Source organism: Enterobacter sp. 198, from assembly GCF_009025585.1.
Lineage (GTDB): Bacteria > Pseudomonadota > Gammaproteobacteria > Enterobacterales > Enterobacteriaceae > Enterobacter > Enterobacter ludwigii.
This window is the reverse complement of record NZ_WCIM01000019.1, coordinates 68541-90935: the sequence shown is the minus strand read 5'-3', so window position 1 is coordinate 90935 and position 22395 is coordinate 68541. Positions and strand designations below refer to the sequence as shown.

Genomic DNA, 22395 nt, shown 5'->3' with positions numbered 1-22395 from the left:
AGATCATGATTTTCGTACTCAGAAGTGAGTAATCTTGATTACGCCCCCCAGGAAGGTCACCTGTCACAAAGGGATGATGTTAAGGTAAGGCTCTTTTAGTAAGTTAGCGCGCCAGAGCATAAAGTAACTCTTTGTTTTACTTTATCTAACGCAAGTCGTAGTGGCTCTGTCTATACTGTCAGACGTATCGAGCGCTGGTTTACTAAAAGAGTTTAAACATTATCAGGAGAGCATTATGGCTGTTACTAATATCGCTGAACTGAACGCACTCGTCGAGCGCGTGAAAAAAGCCCAGCGTGAATACGCCAATTTCACCCAAGAACAGGTTGATAAAATCTTCCGCGCGGCCGCTCTGGCTGCTGCAGATGCTCGAATCCCTCTCGCTAAAATGGCCGTTGCTGAATCCGGCATGGGTATCGTTGAAGATAAAGTGATCAAAAACCACTTTGCTTCAGAGTATATCTATAACGCCTATAAAGATGAGAAGACTTGCGGCGTCCTGGCTGAAGATCATACCTTCGGTACCATCACCATTGCTGAACCTATCGGTATTATTTGCGGTATCGTTCCAACGACTAACCCAACGTCTACCGCCATCTTCAAATCGCTGATCAGCCTGAAGACCCGTAACGCAATCATCTTCTCCCCTCACCCACGAGCTAAAGATGCCACCAACAAAGCAGCGGATATCGTGCTGCAGGCTGCTATCGCTGCGGGTGCGCCAAAAGATCTGATCGGCTGGATCGACCAACCGTCTGTTGAACTGTCTAACGCCCTGATGCACCACCCGGACATTAACCTGATCCTGGCAACCGGTGGTCCTGGCATGGTTAAAGCAGCATACAGCTCCGGTAAACCGGCTATCGGTGTAGGTGCGGGTAACACGCCTGTTGTTATCGACGAAACGGCCGATATTAAACGTGCTGTTGCATCTGTACTGATGTCTAAAACCTTCGACAACGGTGTTATCTGTGCGTCTGAACAGTCCGTTGTTGTTGTTGATTCCGTCTATGATGCAGTTCGCGAACGTTTCGCCAGCCACGGCGGCTACATGCTGCAGGGCAAAGAGCTGAAAGCCGTTCAGGATATCATTCTGAAAAACGGCGCGCTGAACGCCGCCATCGTTGGTCAGCCAGCCTATAAAATCGCTGAACTCGCCGGCTTTACCGTTCCGGCAACCACCAAGATTCTGATCGGCGAAGTTAAAGTTGTCGACGAAAGCGAACCGTTCGCTCATGAAAAACTCTCGCCTACGCTTGCTATGTACCGTGCGAAAGATTTCGAAGACGCGGTAGTAAAAGCGGAGAAACTGGTTGCAATGGGGGGTATCGGTCATACCTCTTGCCTGTACACCGACCAGGATAACCAGCCAGAGCGCGTTGCTCACTTCGGTCAGATGATGAAAACTGCGCGCATCCTGATTAACACCCCGGCTTCTCAGGGTGGTATCGGTGACCTGTACAACTTCAAACTCGCACCTTCCCTGACTCTGGGTTGTGGTTCCTGGGGTGGTAACTCCATCTCTGAAAACGTTGGTCCAAAACACCTGATCAACAAGAAAACCGTTGCTAAGCGAGCTGAAAACATGTTGTGGCATAAACTTCCGAAATCTATCTACTTCCGCCGTGGCTCTCTGCCAATCGCGCTGGATGAAGTGATTACTGATGGCCACAAACGTGCGCTCATCGTGACTGACCGTTTCCTGTTCAACAACGGCTACGCAGATCAGATCACTTCTGTTCTGAAAGCGGCTGGCGTTGAAACTGAAGTGTTCTTTGAAGTTGAAGCTGACCCAACCCTGACCGTAGTACGTAAAGGTGCTGAACTGGCGAACTCCTTCAAACCCGATGTGATCATCGCACTGGGTGGTGGTTCCCCAATGGACGCCGCGAAAATCATGTGGGTTATGTACGAGCACCCAGAAACACACTTCGAAGAACTGGCGCTGCGCTTTATGGACATCCGTAAACGTATCTACAAGTTCCCGAAAATGGGCGTAAAAGCGAAAATGATCGCCGTTACTACCACTTCCGGTACAGGTTCAGAAGTCACGCCGTTTGCCGTTGTAACCGACGATGCAACCGGTCAGAAATACCCACTGGCTGACTACGCGCTGACGCCAGACATGGCTATCGTTGATGCCAACCTGGTCATGGAAATGCCGAAATCACTCTGTGCGTTCGGTGGTCTGGATGCAGTGACTCACGCCCTGGAAGCTTACGTTTCCGTACTGGCTTCTGAGTTCTCTGACGGCCAGGCTCTGCAGGCTCTGAAACTGCTGAAAGAAAACCTGCCAGCGTCTTATAATGAAGGGTCTAAAAACCCTGTAGCCCGTGAACGTGTTCACAGTGCAGCAACCATCGCCGGTATCGCGTTTGCTAACGCCTTCCTGGGTGTTTGCCACTCAATGGCACACAAACTGGGTTCACAGTTCCACATTCCTCACGGTCTGGCGAACGCCCTGTTGATCAGCAACGTTATCCGTTATAACGCGAACGACAACCCAACCAAGCAGACTGCTTTCAGCCAGTACGACCGTCCACAGGCACGTCGTCGTTACGCTGAAATCGCAGACCACCTGGGTCTGAGCGCACCGGGCGACCGTACTGCGGCGAAGATTGAGAAACTGCTGGCATGGCTGGAAAGTCTTAAAGCTGAGCTGGGTATTCCTAAATCTATCCGTGAAGCGGGCGTTCAGGAAGCTGACTTCCTCGCGCATGTTGATAAGCTGTCTGAAGATGCATTCGATGACCAGTGTACCGGTGCCAACCCGCGCTACCCGCTGATCTCTGAGCTGAAACAGATCCTGCTGGATACCTTCTACGGCCGCGAGTTCAAAGAAAATGACACTGTTGCTGTGAAAGTAGACGCACCTGTCATTAAAGCTGACAAGAAAGCGAAGAAAAACGCGTAACTGACAGCCTGATAAAAAACCCGCCTCTGGCGGGTTTTTTTATGTCTGCATTTTACTGTGAAGGATTATTTGCGGTTGTCAGGCTGAAGCGCCGTCAGTGAGCCGACAATCAACGCTTCCTTATAATGCTTACGGCACACCGATACGTAGCGCTCATTGCCACCTATCACCACCTGCTCGCCATCAGCATAGGGTTTTCCGGCCTGGTCGAGGCGAAGCACCATGCTGGCTTTACGGCCGCAAAAACAGATGGTTTTAAGTTCAACGAGTTTATCCGACCACGCAAGTAAATACTGGCTGCCGGCAAATAGCTCACCACGAAAGTCAGTGCGCAGTCCATAGCACAGAACGGGAATATCAAGCTCATCGACAACCTCTGAAAGCGCATGAACTTGCTCACGCGTCAGAAACTGGCTTTCATCAACCAGAACACAATGGATGGGCTGTGAAGCATGCGCTGTGCGGATATCCTCCAGCAGGTCAGTTTGCGGGTTAAACAGCCTCGCAGGCGATGAGAGGCCTATTCTGGAACTCACCTTCCCTGCACCAAAGCGGTCGTCAATTTCAGCCGTATAAACAACGGTACGCATCCCACGTTCCTGGTAATTGTATGAGGATTGCAGTAGCGCTGTCGATTTCCCGGCATTCATTGCCGAATAGTAGAAATAAAGTTGTGCCATTGGCCGTAAAACCCTAATCAATGTGTAATATTACCGATGATTCATTGTACCATATTTTGTCTGGTTATCAGCGATACGACGCACAGACTATGCGGTTCAGCGCGAGGTTTACCGCCGGCATTTTGCAAAAATAATGCGTTAAAACATGAAGTAAACGCATCCAGCCCAGCCAATATGTTATAGGGTCAGCCAAACATAACACTTCATTTTATAGTGGAATCATCGTTCATTAAAATTCACTATTTATTAACTATTTCTGCCTTAACATACCCAGTGTAAACTAATACAAAAGGCTGATATTTATCCGCCGCAACTATAATTCCTGAGGCAAATGTCACAAAAAAAAGATGCAATCGACTGCGTTAAGCCACTTTACGTGATAACAAGCGAGACTGGCGGGTTATGAAATTTAAGTTAGCGTAATTAATAATAGCGGCAATATTCACTATTTTTTGAATTCCTTACATTCCCAGCTATTGCACAACTGAATTTATCGCTCTATTATTAGGACAACAAACCACCCCCCATTATAAGTTTGAGATTACTACAATGAGCGAAGCACTTAAAATTCTGAACAACATCCGTACTCTTCGTGCGCAGGCAAGAGAATGTACCCTCGAAACGCTTGAAGAAATGCTGGAAAAATTAGAAGTTGTAGTTAATGAACGTCGCGAAGAAGAAAGCGCTGCTGCTGCTGAAATCGAAGAGCGTACTCGTAAACTGCAGCAATATCGTGAAATGCTGATTGCTGATGGTATCGATCCAAATGAATTGCTGAACAGCATGGCTGCAGCTAAAACCGGTACCAAAGCAAAACGCGCTGCTCGTCCTGCTAAATATAGCTATGTTGACGAGAACGGCGAAACTAAAACCTGGACCGGCCAGGGTCGTACTCCTGCTGTTATCAAGAAAGCAATGGACGAGCAAGGTAAACAGCTGGATGACTTCCTGATCAAGGATTAATCATCTCGCTTCCAGAAAAATCCCGCGTAATGCGGGATTTTTTTTACCCGCAATTTACCGCAAACATCCCCTTACACTCTGACATAAAGCGTTATTTGGCTATTTAGTTTGCCTTACAATCGGACGTGATGACGGCGTGTTATGGGCATAAAAAAACCGGTGGGCAGAGCCTCACCGGTTCAGATCAAATGAAGCCTGAGTTATTTCTTAATACCCGCGCTCTCTTTGAGCCAGGCTTTAAATTCTTCACCGAGCGTATTGTGGCGAATGCCATATTCTACAAACGCCTGCATATAACCGAGCTTATTACCGCAGTCATGGCTCTTACCTTTCATATGGTAAGCTTCAACGGTCTCTTTCTCGATCAGCATATCAATGGCATCGGTAAGCTGGATTTCATCACCCGCTCCTGGAGGCGTTTTCGCCAGCAGAGGCCAGATTTCAGCACTCAGGACATAACGACCTACAACCGCCAGATTAGAAGGCGCTACGTCGGCTTTAGGCTTCTCAACCACGCCAATCATCGGCACGCTCTCACCCGGTTCAAGGTTAACGCCTTTGCAGTCAACAACACCGTAAGCGGTAACGTCATCCACAGGTTCAACCATGATCTGGCTGCTGCCTGTTTCATCGAAGCGTTTGATCATCTCAGCCAGATTGTCCTGAGAAAGATCTGATTCATATTCGTCTAGAATAACGTCAGGCAGGATCACCGCAACAGGCTCATCGCCTACAACGGGATGCGCACACATGACTGCGTGGCCCAGACCTTTAGCCAGACCCTGACGCACCTGCATAATGGTGACGTGTGGCGGGCAAATAGACTGAACTTCTTCCAGCAGCTGGCGCTTAACACGTTTTTCCAGCATGGCTTCGAGTTCAAAACTTGTATCGAAGTGGTTTTCGATAGAGTTTTTTGATGAATGTGTAACCAGCACAATTTCAGTAATGCCGGCCGCGATACATTCGTTAACGACATACTGAATTAATGGCTTATCAACCAGAGGCAGCATCTCTTTAGGAATCGCCTTAGTTGCTGGTAACATCCTGGTCCCCAATCCCGCTACCGGGATGACGGCCTTTCTGACTTTCGAATTTAGGGCAGCCATTCAAATTCTCCTGAGCTGTTCAAGTTTTGAACTTTTATGCAATAAATAACGCGTTAAGTATATCAGCCTCATCCCGCAGTCCGGGTCTGAAAAGAACGCGTTGCCGATCAATTAGGACAAATACGCATGATTCCGGGCAGCGATAGTAGCACTCCCCATAAATCACAGGTAAAGCAATCTTAAAATTAAGTTCCAACTGCTTATTCCGTGGACAACATTAAGCGTAGCCGTCCCCCGGCACCCCAAATTTGGCACTGCCAGGAGGAACAACGATGGCTAATTTGATTAAGATAAGCCGTACCCAATGTTCCAAGCGGGACACCGTTACTGACCTGAATATGATGTTCCCCGGTATTCAGCGAGGCATTAAGCCCCGCGGAAACGAGGATAAGATTTTTCAAACCGCTGTGGTAATAACCTACCAACAGCGGAAACTGTCCGGGTAAATTGGCCTGACGAAAAAGCTGGTTTACCTGTTTGAGTAAACTGCCTAACTCGGGAAGCCGCTGTCCCTGATGGGAGAGTTGTTCCTGCAGCAACCCGTTAAATAGCGCGCGAAGTAATAACGCGGCTAATACACCATTATCCCCTGCCCGGGTGACATCAAGACAATAAAATGCAAGGTCTGAATCCGATAATGGCGCAATATCGAGCACCAGCCCTGGCTGGTCAGCGGCCACCAGCTGACGATAATTCACACGACAGTGAGAAATATTTTGTTGTACCGGCGGTTGAAGTTCTTGCAACAGTTTCGCCGCCGCAGGGGGATTACTCACTAAGGCGTCCCAGTCCTGGAAAAGGCGTTCCTCTTCCTCAACCCGGGAATTAAACATATTGGGATAAAGACAGGCTAAGACGGTTTCACGAAGCCGGCTAAGATCTTTAACCGGTTTAAGCAGAATATCCTGAACCCCCAGACGTAAGGCTTTGGCTATATCCGCCATGTTCTCTGTGGCGGAAATCACCAGTATCGGCATCTGGTTGGCTTCATTGCGCAGATGTTCGACCAGCTTCAGTCCATTCATCCGTGGCATTTCAAGGTCACAAATCATCAGATCAGGCGTGATATTGACCATTTTTTCCAGCGCGTCGATGCCATCGTCAGCCAGTGAAGTGTTTGCCCCCAGTGATGATAACCACGAATCCAGTAGCGATCGGAAAACGGGCTCGTCTTCAACAATCAAAATGTGTTTTCCGGCCAATGGCTTCGTCATGGTTCCTCCCCTGGCTGACAGTAACTACATAGTGGCATGCTATCGGCACTGTCGCCTGTCAGATTTTGCTGAAGTAGTCAAAAAAAGGTGCTTAACGTGCTGTTCGCACAAAAGGCAGCAACTCATCTATTTTCTTTTCGACGGCTAACGAGCCCGCTGCGATGGCGGCCTCAGCCCGATGGAAATCAAGGGTAGAAATTTGCGGACAATACGGCTGAAGCAGAATATCCGGCGGGTCGCCAGCCATGCGGTTGCGCTTGAGGCGGTTCTCCAGGACCTGGATTGAGGTCGTCATAATTTCAATCGCCGTGGGTGCAGTTACCGCACGCCGGGCGGCCATGCGCCCGAGACGTCCGCGCAGACGCTCATGCCAGGCCAGTTTTTCGCCCTCGGCATCTTCACTCTGAAGATTGACTGGCATCAGGTCTTGTTGCATCAGATGAGCGTCGTGCTGTAAATCCACTGCAATCACGATATCGGCACCCATAGCGCGGGTCAGGGAAATGGGGACCGGGTTAACAACGCCTCCGTCGACAAGCCAGTAACCGTTGTGCGGAACAGGGGCCATTAAGCCCGGCATGCTGCAGGACGCGCGAACGGCAAGATGGATATCCCCTTCGGTAAGCCAGAGTTCGCGGCCGGTACTGAGGTTCGTCGCAACGGCACCGAAGGGTAACTGACAATGACTGAAGTCATCGAGAGGCATAATCTGACGGAACTGGTTAAAGACCCGTTCACCGCGCAGCAACCCACCGCGCTGCCACGAGAGATCCATCAGGCGCAATACGTCCCAGTAACTGAAGGAGCGTACCCAGGTTTCAAGTTCCGGAAGCTTTCCACACGCGTATGCGGACCCCACAAGCGATCCGATTGAACACCCTGCAACAATATCAACGTCAATGCCCATCTGCTTTAAGGCATTTATCACGCCGATGTGCGACCATCCCCGGGCTGCACCTGAGCCCAGCGCCAGTCCAATTTTAACCTTTCTCATTAGCCCTGTTTTACGTCCCCTGGATTCCTGACATAGCATCAACGCAACTGCTCAGTTAACATGGTGCTACCCGAAGCGTTTAACGCCCTTATTTTTTGTTCCAGGAAGAGAATCGTGTCTCAACTCTGCCCTTGTGGTAGCGCTCTGGAGTATAGCCTATGTTGCCAGCGATATCTGTCTGGCGATCAGGTTGCACCAGACCCGTCACACCTCATGCGTTCACGGTATACTGCTTTTGTGATCAAAGACGCAGACTACCTGATTAAAACCTGGCACCCGTCCTGCCACGCTGCCGATTTCAGACAGGATATTGAAGCCGGGTTTGCTAATACCCAATGGCTCGGCCTTACCGTCTATGAATCGTCAACGGGAAGTGATGCTGATGAAGGTTATGTCAGCTTCGTTGCCCGCTTTATCGAACGCAATAAGCCCGGTGCCATTATCGAACGTTCCCGGTTCTTAAAGGAAAGCGGGCAATGGTATTATATTGACGGAACGCGCCCACAGTTTGGTCGTAACGATCCCTGCCCTTGTGGTTCAGGTAAAAAATTTAAAAAGTGTTGCGGGCAGTAATGCCTGACAACCCAGACTTCGCAAATACTCAAACAGGATTTCCCGGCGATGCAATCACTACAACGTAAAGTTCTGCGCACCATCTGTCCCGATCAAAAAGGGCTGATCGCACGAATTACCAACATTTGTTATAAGCATGAACTGAATATCGTGCAGAACAACGAGTTCGTTGACCACCGTACCGGACGCTTCTTTATGCGTACCGAACTCGAAGGGATTTTCAACGACACCACCCTGCTTGCCGATCTCGACAGCGCGCTGCCTGAAGGCTCCGTGCGTGAACTGACACCCGCTGGCCGTCGTCGCGTTGTTATTCTTGTGACGAAAGAAGCCCACTGTCTTGGCGATCTGTTGATGAAAGCAAACTACGGTGGCCTTGATGTTGAAATCGCTGCCGTTATCGGTAACCACGAGACGCTGCGCACGCTGGTTGAACGTTTTGATATTCCGTTTGAGCTGGTCAGCCATGAAGGCCATACCCGTGAAGAACATGACAACCTGATGGCCAATGCTATCGAAGCGCATAACCCGGATTACGTGGTACTGGCGAAATACATGCGTGTGCTGACCCCATCCTTCGTGGCGCGTTTCCCGAACAAGATCATCAACATCCATCACTCATTCCTGCCAGCCTTTATCGGTGCACGTCCTTATCACCAGGCGTACGAACGCGGTGTGAAAATCATCGGTGCCACCGCGCACTACGTGAATGACAACCTGGACGAAGGCCCAATCATTATGCAGGACGTGATTCACGTGGATCACACCTATACCGCAGAAGATATGATGCGCGCCGGGCGTGACGTAGAGAAGAACGTACTCAGTCGTGCGCTCTATCAGGTGCTTGCGCAACGTGTGTTCGTTTACGGTAACAGAACGATTATTCTTTAATCGACAAGAAAATGAACTGGTTAGCTTTACAGCTTAACGCGTAAAATTCAGGCAACCAGTTTATTTTTATTGTGGTAACGCTTTACAGGGGCGTCTCATTTGATATGATGCGCCCCGCTTCCAGCAGGAAGCAGGCCAGTAAATAGCATTACCCCGTGGTGGGGTTCCCGAGCGGCCAAAGGGAGCAGACTGTAAATCTGCCGTCATCGACTTCGAAGGTTCGAATCCTTCCCCCACCACCATCTCTCAGCATTACCTCAAAATTTGAATTACCCCTGGTGGGGTTCCCGAGCGGCCAAAGGGAGCAGACTGTAAATCTGCCGTCATCGACTTCGAAGGTTCGAATCCTTCCCCCACCACCATCATCTCACAGCCAATCCAGTGATGTATTTCAAACGATGTGTCATGCATAGCAACAGACGATCACATTGGTGGCAACCGGCGCTTCACCGGTGAACTTTTCACGATCGACGTATTACACTGAGCATGTTCCGCCAGACCATCAAGCAACGCATCCAGTTGCTCAATCGACCGCACGACCAGCCTGATAACAAAGCAGTCTTCACCGGTGACTTTATCGCTCTCAATACATTCCGGCATGGCCTGAATGTACTTATCTACTTTTTGCAGCAACCCCGGTAAAGGACGAACCCGCACCAGCGCCTGCAACGTATACCCCAACGCCGTCAGATTGACGCGCGCGCCATACCCTTCAATCACCCCGCGCTCTTCCAGTCTTTTCAGACGCTCTGCTGTACTGGGAGATGTCAGTCCAATACGTCCGCTGAGTACCTTTAGCGACATGCGCGCATCCTCAACCAGACAGGCCAGGATTTGGCGATCGATGTCATCGAGAAGGTTTTCCATCGTTTTTACCTAATTTAAAAAAGCCATCACTGTATTTCACCTTATATCAGCCATGTTATTCCCGACAGCGGTATTCGACAATATCGTCATTAATCAGGAGGTGAACAATGGGTGATGTACAAAAAGGCGTCTGGCAGATGAGCCTGGCGATGTTAATTTCCGGCTCGATTGGCGCGTTTGTTCTGCTTTCCGGCCTGCCGGTGACGGAAGTGGTTTTCTGGCGATGCCTGATCGGGGCGATGGCCCTTTTTATTTTCATCCGAATAAGTCGAAAACCATTTAGTCCGCTCACCCGTGTCACGCTACTGCTGGCAATTCTGGGCGGTGTTGCGTTAGTGGTGAACTGGTTGCTGCTGTTCGCGGCTTATGAACGTATTTCAATCGGCCTTTCTACCGTGGTCTATAACACTCAGCCGTTTATGCTGGTGTTGATGGGGATGTTTTTAGGAGAACGCGTGAGCCTGGTGAAATGGGGTTGGCTCGTTCTCGCCTTTGGCGGCGTGGTCATCCTGCTCTCCAGTGAGCTGAATGGCGCACAGGGCGAAGGCTGGCTCGCAGGAATCGGTCTGGCGATGGGAGCCGCTTTCTTCTACGCACTGACAGCCATAATCGCCCGCAGACTGAAATCAGTTGCGCCCCAGCATATCGCCTTTATTCAGGTACTGACCGGCGTGGTCATGCTGTTGCCCTTCGCCCACCAGCCGGCATTATCAGCTGATTTCCCATGGCCGATTTTACTGACGTTAGGTGTCGTCCACACCGGGATCATGTATCAGTTGCTGTATAGCGCGATCCAGAAGCTCCCGACGCCCGTTACCGGTTCTCTGTCTTTTATCTATCCCGTGGTGGCCATAATTGTCGATAACGTGGTGTTCGGACACTCGCTGAATATCACGCAACTGGCAGGGGGTGCATTGATACTGTTTGCGGCGGCAGGTAATAACCTGGGCTGGGGCGAGAAAAAACCCCGCGAGTGCGGGGTTAGGATCAAATCAGCACATTAGCGACGGGCGCGAACAATCTGATATTTGCGCGTCAGATACTCCACCGGTGCGCTCCAGATATGCACCAGACGAGAGAACGGGAACAGCACAAACAGCGTCATCCCGAGCACCAGGTGCACGCGGAAGATAAACGCCACACCGTCAAGGTGCTCAGACGCACCACCGTGGAAAGTCACCACAGACTGTGCCCAGCCGACCAGCTTCATCATTTCGCTGCCATCCATATGCTGAGCCGAGAATGGAATGGTCAGCAGACCCAGCGCACACTGCACCATCAGCAGGGACAAAATCAGAATGTCCGCCCCGGTGGTGGTCGCGCGAACGCGCGGGCTGAACAGACGGCGTTTGAACAGCAGTAAACCGCCCACCAGCGTCATCACGCCGCAGGCACCGCCGGCAATCATCGCCATTTTCTGCTTCACCTCAATCGGCAGGAATGACTCATACATCCAGTGCGGCGTCAGCATTCCGAGGAAGTGACCCGCAAAAATCCCCAGGATCCCGATGTGGAACAGGTTAGAAGCCAGGTTCATCCCTTTGCGATCGAGCATCTGGCTGGAGGCAGCACGCCAGGTGTACTGGCCGTAGTCATAACGCAGCCAGCTTCCCACCAGGAATACGGTGCCCGCGATATACGGGTAAATGTCAAAGAAGAACATATTCAGGAAGTGCATTATTGCTGTCCTCCGTTAGAGATATTCAAATATTGCGGGGCAACGGCTCCGGCAAAACGACGTTGGTGAGCAGAGATTTCAGACTCACCGCAGTTCTGGTCAGCCATGAATTTCACCTGCTCTTCCTCCCAGACCGCATCCAGCGCCTGTGGCGTATCATCGCGGGCTTCATCGGCGATCTTCTCCGCAACTTTTTCACTGTCGACCGATGCGTTGGCGAGTTTCACCAGCAGGTCGAACAGCACCGCGTAACGGCTCTCGCGCTGCTGAAGTCGTGCGCCGAGTAACGCCAGGATCGGCGCGATGTCCTGCAGACCACCCAGCGCCTCCTCTTTAGGCAACTGCGCCAGATACTCAAGGTAGAGCGGCAGGTGGTCCGGCAGCTCGCGGCTGTCAAGCTGCAGGCCGTGTTGCTCGTACTGTCCCATCAGGTCAACCATCGCCTGACCGCGGTCACGTGACTCACCGTGAACATGTTCGAACAGCAGCAGCGACGTCGCGCGTCCGCGGTCAAACAGCTGGCTGTAATCCGCCTGCGCATCCAGTAAATCGCGCGCTAACAGATCCCGGAGGAAAACGGCCAGTGTCTGGGCATCCTCTTTCTCAAGATTTTCAGATGACGCGAGTGCATCAAAGAGCTCCTGCTGATGCTGCGCAAGCGCAGCATCAGGGTACTCGAGCAGACGCGAAACAATGACAAGTTCAATCATTGGTGCGGCTCCGTTTTGCTCGTCACATCCAGGGCATCAATGCGGCGGCTGTTGAAGAGATTGAATTTCGTGTCTGAACCGTGGCATCCATCGCCAAAGGTAAAGCCACAGCCATTTTTCTCCGGGAAGGCTTCGCGAGCCAGTTCTCGGTGGCTGCTCGGCACCACGAAACGGTCTTCGTAATTGGCAATCGCCAGGTAACGGTACATCTCCTGCGCCTGGGCTTCGGTCAGACCTACCGCTTCCAGTGCACGGGTATCGTTAACACCGTCAACGGTTTCAGCGCGTTTGAAGTGGCGCATCGCCAGCATACGTTTCAGCGCCAGCAGGACCGGCTGGGTATCCCCTGCGGTTAACAGGTTTGCCAGATACTGAACCGGGATACGCAGGCTTTCCACGTCTGGCAGAATGCCGTTGCTGCCCAGCTCACCCGCATCCGCAGCAGACTGGATCGGAGACAGCGGCGGCACGTACCAAACCATCGGCAGCGTGCGGTATTCCGGATGCAGCGGCAGCGCCAGCTTCCAGTCCATCGCCATTTTGTACACCGGAGACTGCTGCGCCGCGTCAATCACGCTCTGCGGAATGCCGTCTTTCAGCGCCTGCTCAATCACTTTCGGATCGTTAGGATCAAGGAAAACGTCCAGCTGACGCTGATAGAGATCTTTCTCGTTCTCGGTGCTGGCTGCATTTTCAATCGCGTCCGCGTCATACAGCAGCACGCCGAGGTAACGAATACGGCCCACGCAGCTCTCAGAGCAGACGGTTGGCATACCGGCTTCAATACGCGGATAGCAGAAGATGCACTTCTCAGACTTGCCGCTCTTCCAGTTGAAGTAGATTTTTTTGTACGGGCAACCGGTAATACACATACGCCAGCCGCGGCACTTGTCCTGGTCGATCAGCACAATGCCATCTTCTTCACGCTTATAGATGGCTCCGCTCGGACAGGTCGCCACGCACGCCGGGTTAAGGCAGTGCTCGCACAGACGCGGCAGATACATCATGAAGGTGTTTTCGAACTGGCCGTACATCGCCTTCTGCATGTTCTCGAAGTTCTGGTCTTTGGCGCGTTTTTCGAACTCGCCGCCCAGAATCTCTTCCCAGTTTGGACCGCTGGTGATCTTATCCATACGCTGTCCGGTAATGAGCGAGCGTGGACGTGCGATCGGCTGATGTTTGCTTTCCGGCGCGTTGTGCAGGTTCTGGTAGTCGTAATCAAACGGCTCGTAGTAATCATCGATGCCCGGCAGATGCGGGTTGGCGAAGATTTTACCGAGCAGCATCGCACGGTTACCCATGCGCGGCTGCAGTTTACCGTTGATTTTACGGATCCAGCCGCCCTTCCATTTCTCCTGGTTTTCCCAGTCGGTCGGGAAGCCTGTGCCGGGTTTACTTTCCACGTTATTGAACCACGCGTACTCCATCCCTTCGCGGCTGGTCCAGACGTTTTTACAGGTGACTGAGCAGGTATGACAGCCGATGCATTTATCCAGATTCAGCACCATGCCGACTTGTGAACGAATTTTCATTTTACGCTCTCCTGTACCTGGTCATTACCTTCGCCGTCTAACCAGTTAATATTCTTCATCTTACGTACCACCACGAACTCATCGCGGTTAGATCCTACCGTGCCGTAGTAGTTAAAGCCGTAGGCCAGCTGCGCATAGCCGCCGATCATGTGCGTCGGTTTTGGCGTAATACGGGTCACGGAGTTGTGAATGCCGCCGCGCTGCTCGGTGATTTCAGAACCCGGCAGGTTAACGATACGTTCCTGCGCGTGGTACATCATGGTCATCCCGGCCGGGACACGCTGGCTGACAACCGCACGCGCCGTCAGCGCACCGTTGCTGTTGAACACTTCGATCCAGTCGTTATCTTCAATGCCCAGATCTTTGGCGTCCGTCTCGCTCATCCACACAATCGGGCCACCGCGGGACAACGTCAGCATCAGCAGGTTGTCGCTGTAGGTGGAGTGAATGCCCCACTTCTGGTGTGGCGTCAGGAAGTTCAGCGCCTTCTCCGGGTTACCGTTCAATTTCGTACCCATTACCGCTTTCACGGAGCGGGTATCGATTGGCGGACGATAAACCAGCAGGCTCTCCCCGAAGTCGCGCATCCACTGGTGATCCTGATACAGGGACTGACGACCGGACAGGGTACGCCATGGGATCAGTTCGTGAACGTTGGTGTAGCCAGCGTTGTAGGAGACGTGTTCATCTTCCAGGCCAGACCAGGTCGGGCTGGAGATAATTTTGCGCGGCTGAGCCTGAATATCGCGGAAGCGGATCTTCTCTTCCTCTTTATTCGTCGCCAGATGGGTATGATCGCGACCGGTAAACTCACTCAGTGCCGCCCATGCTTTCACCGCCACGTGACCGTTGGTTTCCGGTGCCAGAGTCAGGATCATTTCTGCAGCATCAATGGCCGTGTTCAGCATTGGCTGGCCTTTGGCCGGGCCGTCCGCTTTGGTGTAATTGAGCTTACGCAGCAGGTCCATTTCGCTCTGGGTATTCCACGCAATCCCTTTACCCCCGTTACCGATTTTTTCCATCAGCGGGCCGATAGAGGTAAAGCGTTCGTACGTTGCCGGGTAGTCACGTTCAACGGGAATAATGTGCGGCGCAGTCACCCCCGGGATCAGGTCACACTCGCCTTTTTTCCAGTCCTTCACGTCCAGCGGCTGCGCCAGTTCGGCTGCAGAGTCGTGCTGAATCGGCAGGGTCACCACATCGGTCTCTTTGCCCAGATGTCCTACGCACACTTCGGAGAATTTCTTCGCGATATCTTTGTAGATATCCCAGTCGCTTTTGGATTCCCAGGCCGGGTCAACGGCTGCAGACAGCGGATGAATAAACGGATGCATATCCGAGGTATTCATGTCGTCTTTTTCATACCAGGTGGCGGTTGGCAGCACGATATCGGAATACAGGCAGGTACTGGACAGACGGAAGTCCAGCGTCACCACCAGATCCAGCTTGCCGTCCAGACCGTTGTCTTTCCACTCCACTTCTTCTGGTTTCACGCCGCCCTGCTTGCCAAGATCTTTCCCCTGAATACCGTTTTCAGTACCCAGCAGATATTTCAGCATGTACTCGTGGCCTTTACCGGAGGAGCCCAGCAGGTTAGAGCGCCAGATAAACAGGTTACGCGGATGGTTTTTGCCGTTTTCAGGCTGCTCGGCCGCAAAGCGAATGGTGCCGTCTTTCAGTGCCTTGACGGTGTAATCCGCCGGGGTCATGCCCGCTTTCTTCGCCTCGTCAGCAATGCGCAGCGGGTTAGTCCCTAACTGAGGTGCAGACGGCAGCCAGCCCATGCGTTCAGCGCGGACGTTGAAGTCGATCAGGTGGCCGCTGTAGCGGGATTTATCCGCCATTGGCGACAGCAGTTCCTGGGCCGTTACCGTCTCGTAGCGCCACTGACTGGAGTGGTTGTAGAAGTAAGACGTACTGTTCATATGACGCGCCGGACGCTGCCAGTCGAGGGCAAACGCCAGTGGCTGCCAGCCCGTCTGCGGACGCAGTTTTTCCTGGCCGACATAGTGCGCCCAGCCGCCGCCGCTTTGACCCACACAACCGCAGAAGATCAGCATGTTGATCAGGCCACGATAGTTCATATCAAGGTGATACCAGTGGTTCAGACCGGCACCAACAATGATCATTGAACGGCCATGCGTCTTGTCAGCATTTTCAGCGAATTCACGGGCGATACGGGTGATGTGTCCACGCGGCACGCCGGTGATCTGCTCTGCCCAGGCCGGGGTATACGCTTTGATGTCGTCGTAGCTGGTTGCGCAGTTTTCATCATTCAGGCCGCGCTCCAGGCCGTAGTTGGCCAGCGTCAGGTCATATACGGTGGTCACCAGCGCCGTCGACCCATCCGCCAGCTGCAGACGTTTGACCGGCAGCTTATGCATCAGGATGTTCTGCAGCTCAACTTTGTTGAAATGCTCGGACCCTTCGCCGCCGAAGTACGGGAAGCCCACATCAGCAATTTCGTCCTGGCTACCCAGCATGCTCAGACGCAGTTCAGTCTCTTCACCGGTGGTACCGTTACGCTGCTCGAGGTTCCACTTGCCCTTCTCGCCCCAGCGGAAACCGATAGAGCCGTTGGGTGCAACCAGCTCGCCGTTATTGTTATAGGCGACCGTTTTCCACTCAGGATTGTTTTCCTGACCCAGCGCATCCACCAGGTCGGCGGCACGCAGCGTGCGGCCTGCTGCATAGTAGCCATCGCGCTCTTCCAGCATGACCAGCATCGGCATGTCGGTATAGCGACGAACATAGTCAGTAAAATACTGGCTGGGTTTATCGAGGTGGAACTCACGCAGCATCACGTGGCCCATCGCCAGCGCCATCGCGGAGTCGGTACCCTGTTTAGGGGCCAGCCACAGGTCGCACAGCTTGGCAATTTCCGCATAGTCCGGGGTCACCGCAACGGTTTTGGTGCCTTTGTAACGCACTTCCGTGAAGAAGTGGGCATCCGGCGTACGGGTCTGTGGAACGTTAGAACCCCAGGCAATAATGTAGCTGGAGTTGTACCAGTCAGCGGATTCCGGCACGTCGGTCTGCTCGCCCCAGGTCTGCGGAGAGGCTGGCGGCAGGTCGCAGTACCAGTCGTAGAAGCTCAGACAGGTTCCGCCGATAAGCGACAGATAGCGAGCACCTGAGGCGTAAGAGACCATCGACATCGCCGGGATAGGCGAGAAGCCTGCAACGCGGTCCGGTCCGTAGGTTTTGACGGTATAAACGTTAGAGGCAGCAATCAGTTCGTTGACCTCTTTCCAGGAAGAACGAACAAAACCACCGCGCCCACGCGCCTGCTTAAAGCTTTTTGCTTTGTCGGCATCTTCGATAATGGATGCCCAGGCATCAACCGGATCGCTGTGCAGCACTTTCGCCTCACGCCACATTTTCATCAGGCGTTTGCGCATCAGAGGGTATTTCAGACGGTTGGCGCTGTACAGATACCAGGAGTAGCTTGCACCACGCGGGCAGCCACGAGGTTCGTGGTTTGGCATATCCGGACGGGTACGCGGATAGTCGGTCTGCTGCATTTCCCATGTCACCAGGCCGTTTTTAACGAAAATCTTCCAGCTACATGAGCCAGTGCAGTTCACGCCGTGGGTCGAACGGACGACTTTGTCATGCTGCCAGCGCTGACGGTAACCGTCTTCCCAGTCCCGGTTGGTCTCCAGAACCTGGCCGTGCCCATCGGCAAAAGTTTCACCCTTCTGTTTGAAGTAGCGAAACCGGTCCAAAAATTTGCTCATCGGGTATCTCCTGTGTGGAGCCTGTGGCTCTCTAAATCGACATTGCTGATTTGCAGCGAAGGTAACGCTCTGATAGATGGCGAGAATTGATAACGATCAAGGCGGAGAGGGAGTTTCAGGTGGGGTATTAGATCGGATACCACCAAAGCGGTAGATTTTTAATTTTTATAATCTATTGATTTATAATGATATTTATAATTTATCGTACAAAAAGCAGGGCTAAATTTAACATCTCAGGTATTAAGGGGTAGAACGCCCTGTAAAGCGATGGCGATCACAGTGTTACCCGCAGGCATTGTTCCTCAAACGCCATCAGTATGTTGTAACTACTGTAGTAATAAAAAAACGCGGCCCGAAGGCCGCGCAAACGGATAATCACACTTACTTATTTTTTTTGGTATTACGGCCATATACCAGCCACGTAATCACTACGCAGGCGATATAGAAAACGAGGAAGACTTTCATTGCTCCTGCCGGAGAGCCGGTCAGGTCCAGAGAGATACCGAACGCTTTCGGAATAAAGAAACCGCCAATTGCGCCGATGGCAGAGATAAAGCCCAGTGCAGCAGCCGTATCCGTCGCGGCTTCACGCATGGCCTGCTCTTCGCTTCCGCCCTGCGCTTTAACGCGATCCATCGTCAGTTTACGGAAGATAACGGAAATCATCTGGAAGGTCGATGCGCTACCCAGACCGGCCGTCAGGAACAGCACCATAAACACGCCGAAGAAGGCGGTAAAGTTGCCACCCTGGCCATTGGCGGGCAGCGTCAGGAACAGCAGCGCACAGAAAACAGCCATGATCACAAAGTTCACCAGCGTCACGCGTGTTCCGCCCAGACGGTCAGACACCATCCCGCCCAGTGAACGCGCCAGGGCACCGATGAACGGACCAAAGAAGGCAAACTGCAGGATCTGCACTTCCGGGAACTGTGTTTTGGACAGCATGGCAAAGCCTGCGGAGAAACCGATAAACGACCCGAAGGTTGCCAGATAAAGCAGCGCCATGACCCACAGGTGCCCGCGTTTCAGCACCGGCAACTGCTCGCTCAGCGAAGCCTTAGATGCCGACAGATCGTTCATAAAGAACCATGCCGCCAGGGTGAAGACCACCAGGAACGGAACCCAAATCCACGCCGCATTCTGCAGGTACAGGGAAGAACCATCCGCCTGCTCGACACCACCGCCACCAAAGGCTGCAAAAATGGAGACAGAGATTGCCAGCGGTGCAATTAACTGCATCACGCTTACGCCCATGTTTCCCAGACCGCCGTTAATACCCAGCGCACCGCCCTGCTTCGCTTTCGGGAAGAAGAAGCTGATGTTCGCCATACTGGAGGCGAAGTTAGCGCCAGCAAAACCGCACAGCAGGGAGATAATCACGAACACGCTGAAAGGCGTGGAGGTATCCTGCACCGCAAAACCCAGCCACACGCAAGGTACGATCATGATGCCCGTACTGAACGCCGTCCAGCGACGACCACCAAACACCGGCACCATAAACGCGTAAGGGACGCGCAGCAGCGCACCGGACAGCGACGGCAACGCGGTCAGCATAAACAGCTGATCGGTCGTAAAGGTAAAACCCACTTTTGGCAGATTGACTGCCACTGCACTAAACAACATCCATACGCAAAACGCTAACAGCAAACACGGAACGGAAATCCACAGATTCCGGCTCGCTATACGATGGCCGCGCTGTTGCCAGAACGCCGGATCCTCTGGACGCCATTCAGTAATAACGGCACCATTTTCCCTTTCGGGAGCGGATGAGTGACTCATAGACACCTCTGATTCTCGAATGATGCTGCAAACATTAGGGTTTTAGGGCGGCGGTAAGTTGATATAAATCAAAGGAAAAGTGGGAGGTTTTACAGCGCGAAAACAGCCCTTATCCTTAGTGAGTAGGCTATTTCAGTAAAAAAGACGTGGTTTTTCACGGCACTGAAGCGTCCCCGATACCGCCTCCTCCTGCCGCTTACTCCGTTGGCAATTTAGGGGTAATCCTTTATTGGTATGGGTATACTCCTGGGTATGCACCAGAATAGCGCCATTCCTGCAAGCAGGCCACGTCAGGAGCCCGGCAACTCTATGTTAAAAAGATGTTTATCTCCGCTAACACTGGTTAACCAGTTGGCACTGATCGTTATGCTGTCCACCGCCCTCGGTGTGACCGGTATGGCGATTTCTGGCTGGCTGGTACAGGGCGTACAGGGTAATGCGCATGCCATCAACGAGGCAGGCTCTCTGCGCATGCAGAGTTACCGCCTGCTGGCGTCGGTACCGCTGACGGAAGACGATCAGCCTCTGATCGACGAAATGGAGCGTACCGCGTTCAGCCCGGAGCTGGAACGTGCCGCCATCCGTGACGGGCAGGAATCACAGCTTAAATCCCTGCAAAACTACTGGCACACCCAGCTTCAGCCTGGTCTGAAACAGGCGCGCAATACTGAGACCGTAGCACGGGACGTCGCGGGCTTTGTGTCGCGTATTGACGCGCTGGTCTCCTCTTTCGATCAGACCACCGAATTGCGTATCGACCGGGTGCTGATGGTTCACCGTGCCATGGCGTTGTTTATGGGGCTGCTGCTGATTTTCACCATCCTCTGGCTGCGCGCCCGGCTGTTGAACCCCTGGAAACAGTTGCTGGCGATGGCCCGCGCGGTGACCGCACGTGATTTTACTCAGCGCACGCATATCAGCGGGCGTAATGAAATGGCGATGCTGGGCCAGGCGCTCAATACCATGTCGGAAGAACTCTCCGAAAGCTACGCCGTGCTGGAAAAACGCGTGCAGGAGAAAACGGCAGGGCTGGAGCAGAAAAACGAAATCCTCTCCTTCCTGTGGCAGGCCAACCGTCGTCTGCATATGCAGGTGCCGTTATGTGAACGCCTCTCGCCGGTGCTGAATGGCCTGCAAAATCTGACCTTGCTGCATGACCTGGAGCTGCGGGTCTACGATGTTGAAGATGAAGATAATCATCAGGAATTTACCTGTCAGTCCGACATGTCCTGCGATGACAAAGGCTGTCATCTTTGCCCGCGAGGCTTGCCGCCCCTGACCTCCGGCGGTACGACGCTGAAGTGGCGACTGACGGACAGCCATACCCAGTACGGTATCCTGCTGGCCACGCTGCCCGCCGGGCGGCATCTGAGCCACGATCAGCAGCAGCTGGTCGATACGCTGGTCGAGCAGCTGACCGCTACGCTGGCGCTCGACCGCCATCAGGAAAAGCAACAGCAGCTGATCGTCATGGAAGAGCGTGCGACTATCGCGCGCGAACTGCATGACTCCATCGCCCAGTCGCTCTCCTGTATGAAAATGCAGGTCAGCTGTCTGCAGATGCAGGATGCGGAGATGCCGGAAAGCAACAAACAGCTGCTGAGCCAGATCCGCAACGAGCTCAATACCTCATGGATTCAGCTTCGCGAGCTGTTGACCACCTTCCGCCTGCAGCTGACCGAACCTGGCCTGCGCCCCGCGCTGGAGTCCAGCTGCCATGAATTTAGCGCCCGACTGGGGTTCCCGGTGAAGCTTGATTATCAGCTGCCGCCACGGTTTGTCCCCTCCCATCAGGCGATTCATCTACTGCAGATCGCCCGTGAAGCCCTGAGCAACGTGCTCAAACACGCTGACGCGACGGCGGTCACCGTTACCGTCAGCCAGCACGATAATCAGGTCAGGCTCACGGTTCATGACAACGGCTGCGGCGTGCCGGAAAATGCCGAAAGAACTAACCATTATGGTTTAATTATCATGCGAGACCGCGCCCAAAGCCTGCGCGGTGATTGCCAGGTTCGCCGGCGAGAGACAGGTGGCACGGAAGTCGTGGTCACCTTTATTCCCGAAAAACCGCTCACAACTGCTCAAGGAGAAACCCATGACTAATCAGGAACCGGCATCCATCCTGTTGATCGACGACCATCCGATGCTGCGTACTGGCGTTAAACAGCTGGTCAGCATGGCACCCGATATCACCGTCGTTGGCGAAGCCAGCAATGGCGAACAGGGCATTGAGCTTGCCGAATCGCTTGATCCCGATCTGATCCTGCTCGATCTCAACATGCCGGGCATGAACGGTCTGGAAACGCTCGACAAGCTGCGGGAAAAATCGCTCTCCGGACGCGTAGTGGTCTTTAGCGTCTCGAACCATGAAGAGGATGTGGTGACGGCGCTCAAGCGTGGCGCGGACGGCTACCTGCTGAAAGATATGGAGCCGGAAGATCTGCTCAAGGCCCTGCAACAGGCCGCCGCGGGTGAGATGGTACTGAGCGAAGCCTTAACGCCGGTGCTGGCCGCCAGCCTGCGGGCAAACCGCGCCACCTCGGATCGCGATGTCAGTCAGTTAACGCCGCGTGAGCGCGATATTCTGAAGCTGATTGCCCAGGGCCTGCCGAATAAAATGATTGCGCGTCGCCTGGATATCACCGAAAGCACGGTCAAAGTGCATGTGAAACATATGCTGAAGAAAATGAAGTTAAAATCCCGGGTTGAAGCCGCGGTATGGGTACACCAGGAACGTATTTTTTAAGC

General features: G+C 53.0%; 17 protein-coding genes and 2 tRNA genes. 9 read left to right on the top strand and 10 right to left on the bottom strand.

All coding sequences use genetic code 11. The features are described from left to right. Positions 1-235: 235 nt before the first annotated feature. The gene (gene adhE / locus F8561_RS10455; RefSeq protein WP_025203929.1) at positions 236-2914 is read left to right on the top strand and encodes a bifunctional acetaldehyde-CoA/alcohol dehydrogenase; all 2679 of its coding nucleotides are present in this window, start codon (positions 236-238) and stop codon (positions 2912-2914) included. A 65-nt stretch (positions 2915-2979) separates the two neighbouring features. On the opposite strand, the gene tdk is transcribed toward adhE, so the two are convergent. After that, positions 2980-3594 (bottom strand): thymidine kinase, encoded by a 615-nt coding sequence (tdk, locus tag F8561_RS10450; protein WP_025203928.1) that lies wholly within the window; start codon positions 3592-3594, stop codon positions 2980-2982. A gap of 549 nt (positions 3595-4143) precedes the next feature. Here tdk and hns point away from each other — a divergent pair. After that, positions 4144-4557, top strand: coding sequence for a histone-like nucleoid-structuring protein H-NS (hns, locus tag F8561_RS10445; protein WP_008502781.1), 414 nt, complete (start codon positions 4144-4146; stop codon positions 4555-4557). A 200-nt stretch (positions 4558-4757) separates the two neighbouring features. Here hns and galU read toward each other — a convergent pair whose 3' ends face one another. The 3 genes from galU to rssA form a co-directional block, all read right to left on the bottom strand. Then, entirely contained in the window at positions 4758-5666 is a 909-nt protein-coding gene (galU, locus tag F8561_RS10440; protein ID WP_014170452.1) for a UTP--glucose-1-phosphate uridylyltransferase GalU, read from the bottom strand. 200 nt (positions 5667-5866) lie between these two features. Next, the gene (gene rssB, locus F8561_RS10435; protein ID WP_134178728.1) at positions 5867-6880 is read right to left on the bottom strand and encodes a two-component system response regulator RssB; all 1014 of its coding nucleotides are present in this window, start codon (positions 6878-6880) and stop codon (positions 5867-5869) included. A gap of 91 nt (positions 6881-6971) precedes the next feature. Beyond that, complete coding sequence (gene rssA / locus F8561_RS10430) at positions 6972-7874, bottom strand: patatin-like phospholipase RssA (protein WP_032669742.1); 903 nt, start codon at positions 7872-7874, stop codon at positions 6972-6974. Positions 7875-7988: 114 nt separating this feature from the next. On the opposite strand from rssA, the gene F8561_RS10425 reads away from it, so the two are divergent. The 4 genes from F8561_RS10425 to F8561_RS10410 all read left to right on the top strand — a co-directional run bounded on the left by F8561_RS10425 (position 7989) and on the right by F8561_RS10410 (position 9700). Beyond that, a complete protein-coding gene (locus tag F8561_RS10425; RefSeq protein WP_025203926.1) occupies positions 7989-8447 on the top strand; it encodes a YchJ family protein in 459 nt (152 codons plus the stop codon). 48 nt (positions 8448-8495) lie between these two features. After that, positions 8496-9338, top strand: coding sequence for a formyltetrahydrofolate deformylase (gene purU / locus F8561_RS10420; RefSeq protein ID WP_014170456.1), 843 nt, complete (start codon positions 8496-8498; stop codon positions 9336-9338). Positions 9339-9495: 157 nt separating this feature from the next. Further along, positions 9496-9580 (top strand) — tRNA-Tyr (locus tag F8561_RS10415). Positions 9581-9615: 35 nt separating this feature from the next. After that, positions 9616-9700 (top strand) — tRNA-Tyr (locus tag F8561_RS10410). Between the two features lie 61 nt (positions 9701-9761). Here F8561_RS10410 and F8561_RS10405 read toward each other — a convergent pair. Continuing rightward, positions 9762-10205 (bottom strand): Lrp/AsnC family transcriptional regulator, encoded by a 444-nt coding sequence (locus F8561_RS10405; RefSeq protein ID WP_014170457.1) that lies wholly within the window; start codon positions 10203-10205, stop codon positions 9762-9764. A gap of 107 nt (positions 10206-10312) precedes the next feature. Here F8561_RS10405 and F8561_RS10400 point away from each other — a divergent pair, with 107 nt between their 5' ends. Continuing rightward, positions 10313-11209: a DMT family transporter gene (locus F8561_RS10400; RefSeq protein WP_151887412.1), complete on the top strand. Its 897-nt coding sequence runs from the start codon at positions 10313-10315 to the stop codon at positions 11207-11209. Here the strand turns inward: F8561_RS10400 and narI are convergent. The 5 genes from narI to F8561_RS10375 all read right to left on the bottom strand — a co-directional run bounded on the left by narI (position 11206) and on the right by F8561_RS10375 (position 19644). Beyond that, positions 11206-11883: a respiratory nitrate reductase subunit gamma gene (gene narI / locus F8561_RS10395; RefSeq protein WP_151887411.1), complete on the bottom strand. Its 678-nt coding sequence runs from the start codon at positions 11881-11883 to the stop codon at positions 11206-11208. The two genes, F8561_RS10400 and narI, sit on opposite strands and share 4 nt — an antisense overlap. Then, positions 11883-12593 (bottom strand): nitrate reductase molybdenum cofactor assembly chaperone, encoded by a 711-nt coding sequence (narJ, locus tag F8561_RS10390; RefSeq protein WP_040017698.1) that lies wholly within the window; start codon positions 12591-12593, stop codon positions 11883-11885. Before narJ ends, narI begins: the two co-directional genes overlap by 1 nt. Then, a complete protein-coding gene (gene narH, locus F8561_RS10385) occupies positions 12590-14125 on the bottom strand; it encodes a nitrate reductase subunit beta (RefSeq protein ID WP_020882363.1) in 1536 nt (511 codons plus the stop codon). Before narH ends, narJ begins: the two co-directional genes overlap by 4 nt. Further along, a complete protein-coding gene (locus F8561_RS10380; RefSeq protein WP_151887410.1) occupies positions 14122-17865 on the bottom strand; it encodes a nitrate reductase subunit alpha in 3744 nt (1247 codons plus the stop codon). Before F8561_RS10380 ends, narH begins: the two co-directional genes overlap by 4 nt. Positions 17866-18246: 381 nt before the next feature. Further along, positions 18247-19644 (bottom strand): NarK family nitrate/nitrite MFS transporter, encoded by a 1398-nt coding sequence (locus F8561_RS10375; protein ID WP_020882361.1) that lies wholly within the window; start codon positions 19642-19644, stop codon positions 18247-18249. A 309-nt stretch (positions 19645-19953) separates the two neighbouring features. On the opposite strand from F8561_RS10375, the gene narX reads away from it, so the two are divergent. Both narX and narL read left to right on the top strand, forming a co-directional pair. Beyond that, on the top strand, positions 19954-21750 hold the full coding sequence (gene narX / locus F8561_RS10370; protein WP_025203922.1) for a nitrate/nitrite two-component system sensor histidine kinase NarX: 1797 nt from the start codon (positions 19954-19956) through the stop codon (positions 21748-21750). Further along, a complete protein-coding gene (gene narL, locus F8561_RS10365; protein ID WP_003856701.1) occupies positions 21743-22393 on the top strand; it encodes a two-component system response regulator NarL in 651 nt (216 codons plus the stop codon). Before narX ends, narL begins: the two co-directional genes overlap by 8 nt. The last annotated feature ends 2 nt before the right edge of the window (positions 22394-22395 follow it).

What these genes read in the sequence shown, in the direction of transcription:
- purU (WP_014170456.1), top strand. Translation starts at nt 8,496, where the DNA reads ATGCAATCACTACAACGTAAAGTTCTGCGCACCATCTGTCCCGATCAA.
- narX (WP_025203922.1), top strand. Translation starts at nt 19,954, where the DNA reads ATGTTAAAAAGATGTTTATCTCCGCTAACACTGGTTAACCAGTTGGCA.
- adhE (WP_025203929.1), top strand. Translation starts at nt 236, where the DNA reads ATGGCTGTTACTAATATCGCTGAACTGAACGCACTCGTCGAGCGCGTG.
- rssB (WP_134178728.1), bottom strand. Translation starts at nt 6,880, where the DNA reads ATGACGAAGCCATTGGCCGGAAAACACATTTTGATTGTTGAAGACGAG.
- narL (WP_003856701.1), top strand. Translation starts at nt 21,743, where the DNA reads ATGACTAATCAGGAACCGGCATCCATCCTGTTGATCGACGACCATCCG.
- narJ (WP_040017698.1), bottom strand. Translation starts at nt 12,593, where the DNA reads ATGATTGAACTTGTCATTGTTTCGCGTCTGCTCGAGTACCCTGATGCT.
- rssA (WP_032669742.1), bottom strand. Translation starts at nt 7,874, where the DNA reads ATGAGAAAGGTTAAAATTGGACTGGCGCTGGGCTCAGGTGCAGCCCGG.
- narH (WP_020882363.1), bottom strand. Translation starts at nt 14,125, where the DNA reads ATGAAAATTCGTTCACAAGTCGGCATGGTGCTGAATCTGGATAAATGC.
- galU (WP_014170452.1), bottom strand. Translation starts at nt 5,666, where the DNA reads ATGGCTGCCCTAAATTCGAAAGTCAGAAAGGCCGTCATCCCGGTAGCG.
- F8561_RS10405 (WP_014170457.1), bottom strand. Translation starts at nt 10,205, where the DNA reads ATGGAAAACCTTCTCGATGACATCGATCGCCAAATCCTGGCCTGTCTG.
- F8561_RS10400 (WP_151887412.1), top strand. Translation starts at nt 10,313, where the DNA reads ATGGGTGATGTACAAAAAGGCGTCTGGCAGATGAGCCTGGCGATGTTA.
- hns (WP_008502781.1), top strand. Translation starts at nt 4,144, where the DNA reads ATGAGCGAAGCACTTAAAATTCTGAACAACATCCGTACTCTTCGTGCG.
- F8561_RS10375 (WP_020882361.1), bottom strand. Translation starts at nt 19,644, where the DNA reads ATGAGTCACTCATCCGCTCCCGAAAGGGAAAATGGTGCCGTTATTACT.
- narI (WP_151887411.1), bottom strand. Translation starts at nt 11,883, where the DNA reads ATGCACTTCCTGAATATGTTCTTCTTTGACATTTACCCGTATATCGCG.
- F8561_RS10380 (WP_151887410.1), bottom strand. Translation starts at nt 17,865, where the DNA reads ATGAGCAAATTTTTGGACCGGTTTCGCTACTTCAAACAGAAGGGTGAA.
- tdk (WP_025203928.1), bottom strand. Translation starts at nt 3,594, where the DNA reads ATGGCACAACTTTATTTCTACTATTCGGCAATGAATGCCGGGAAATCG.